This window comes from Exiguobacterium alkaliphilum 12/1 (assembly GCF_000714435.1).
Taxonomy (GTDB): Bacteria; Bacillota; Bacilli; order Exiguobacteriales; family Exiguobacteriaceae; genus Exiguobacterium; species Exiguobacterium alkaliphilum.
Map to the genome: position 1 here is coordinate 1 of NZ_JJMW01000003.1, position 2,801 is coordinate 2,801.

Annotated in this window: 1 rRNA gene; it reads right to left on the reverse strand. The window is 54.9% G+C overall.

The window, feature by feature from the left end:
• Positions 1-2,716 (reverse strand): 23S ribosomal RNA (locus RT52_RS00120); the annotation flags it as partial.
• Positions 2,717-2,801: the final 85 nt, after the last annotated feature.

Sequence of the window (2,801 nt, forward strand, 5' to 3'; positions counted from 1 at the left end):
GGAACAACTGGTACACCAGCGGTGCGTCCATCCCGGTCCTCTCGTACTAAGGACAGCTCTCCTCAAATTTCCTGCGCCCACGACGGATAGGGACCGAACTGTCTCACGACGTTCTGAACCCAGCTCGCGTACCGCTTTAATGGGCGAACAGCCCAACCCTTGGGACCTACTCCAGCCCCAGGATGCGATGAGCCGACATCGAGGTGCCAAACCTCCCCGTCGATGTGGACTCTTGGGGGAGATCAGCCTGTTATCCCCAGGGTAGCTTTTATCCGTTGAGCGATGGCCCTTCCATGCGGAACCACCGGATCACTAAGCCCGACTTTCGTCCCTGCTCGACTTGTAGGTCTCGCAGTCAAGCTCCCTTCTGCCTTTGCACTCTTCGAATGATTTCCAACCATTCTGAGGGAACCTTTGGGCGCCTCCGTTACTGTTTAGGAGGCGACCGCCCCAGTCAAACTACCCACCTGACACGGTCCTCCAGCCGGATCACGGCTGCGAGTTAGAGACTCTATACGCAAAGGGTGGTATCCCAAGGGTGTCTCCACCGAAGCTGGCGCTCCGGCTTCACAAACTCCCACCTATCCTGTACATCGCGTACAAAGCCTCAATATCAGGCTGTAGTAAAGCTCCATGGGGTCTTTCCGTCCTGTCGCGGGTAACCTGCATCTTCACAGGTACTATGATTTCACCGGGTCTCTCGTTGAGACAGTGCCCAAATCGTTACGCCTTTCGTGCGGGTCGGAACTTACCCGACAAGGAATTTCGCTACCTTAGGACCGTTATAGTTACGGCCGCCGTTTACTGGGGCTTCGGTTCAGTGCTTCTCTTGCGATGACACATCCCCTTAACCTTCCAGCACCGGGCAGGCGTCAGCCCCTATACTTCATCTTGCGATTTAGCAGAGACCTGTGTTTTTGCTAAACAGTCGTTTGGGCCTATTCACTGCGGCTTATGTTGCCATAAGCGTCCCTTCTCCCGAAGTTACGGGACCATTTTGCCGAGTTCCTTAACGAGAGTTATCCCGCGCGTCTTAGAATTCTCATCTCGCCTACCTGTGTCGGTTTACGGTACTGGCGCCGACCTCCTTACTAGAGGCTTTTCTTGGCAGCGTGAAATCCGGTACTTCGCCCTACGGGCTCCACGTCACAGCTCGACCTTGTATGCCGGGCGGATTTGCCAACCCGACGGCCTCGCTGCTTGTCCGTGCACTTCCAGTCGCACGGTTACCTTATCCTTCTGCGTCCCCCCATCGTTCAAACGGTGGTACGGCGGTACAGGAATATCAACCTGTTGTCCATCGCCTACGCCTTTCGGCCTCGGCTTAGGTCCAGACTAACCCTGAGCGGACGAGCCTTCCTCAGGAAACCTTGGGCTTTCGACGGAGGGGATTCTCACCCCTCTTTTCGCTACTCACACCGGCATTCTCACTTCCAAGCGCTCCACGGCTCCTCACGATACCGCTTCACTGCTGCTTGGAACGCTCTCCTACCATCCCTTACGGGATCCATAGCTTCGGTGGTATGTTTAGCCCCGTTACATTTTCGGCGCGGCGTCACTCGACTAGTGAGCTATTACGCACTCTTTGAATGGTGGCTGCTTCTAAGCCAACATCCTAGTTGTCTGTGCAACGCCACATCCTTTTCCACTTAACATACACTTGGGGACCTTAGCTGATGGTCTGGGCTGTTTCCCTCTCGACTACGGATCTTATCACTCGCAGTCTGACTCCCGAGTACAAGTCACTGGCATTCGGAGTTTGACTGAATTCGGTAACCCTGTGGGGGCCCCTAGTCCAATCAGTGCTCTACCTCCAGAACTCTTCACCTCGAGGCTAGCCCTAAAGCTATTTCGGAGAGAACCAGCTATCTCCAGGTTCGATTGGCATTTCACCGCTACCCACACCTCATCCCCGCACTTTTCAACGTGCGTGGGTTCGGACCTCCAGTCAGTGTTACCTGACCTTCATCCTGGACATGGGTAGATCACCTGGTTTCGGGTCTACGACGACGGACTGATGCGCCCTGTTCAGACTCGCTTTCGCTGCGGCTCCGCCTTTTCGGCTTAACCTCGCCCGCCATCGTAACTCGCCGGTTCATTCTACAAAAGGCACGCCATCACCCGTTAACGGGCTCTGACTACTTGTAGGCATACGGTTTCAGGATCTGTTTCACTCCCCTTCCGGGGTGCTTTTCACCTTTCCCTCACGGTACTGGTTCACTATCGGTCACTAGGAAGTATTTAGCCTTGGGAGATGGTCCTCCCGGATTCCGACGGGGTTTCACGTGTCCCGCCGTACTCAGGATCCACTCTGGAGGGGACAGGATTTCGGCTACAGGGCCGTCACCTTCTCTGGCCGACCTTTCCAGGTCGTTCACCTATCCTATCCCTTTGTAACTCCGTATAGAGTGTCCTACAACCCCAGGAAGCATGCTTCCTGGTTTGGGCTGTTCCCGTTTCGCTCGCCGCTACTCAGGGAATCGAATTTTCTTTCTCTTCCTCCGGGTACTTAGATGTTTCAGTTCCCCGGGTCTGCCTCACGCCGTGCTATGTATTCACACGGGTGTCCCGCCAGTCTCCCGGCGGTGGGTTCCCCCATTCGGATACCCCTGGATCAAAGTGTACTTACCACTCCCCAGGGCATTTCGCTGTTCGTCGCGTCCTTCATCGGCTCCTAGTGCCAAGGCATCCACCGTACGCCCTTTCTACCTTGATCTAGCGTCTAAGACACACGGTCCTCACGGACCATATGTGAAATTTTGGTTTGATGTCTTGATGAATCTTCAGTTTTCAAGGAACAA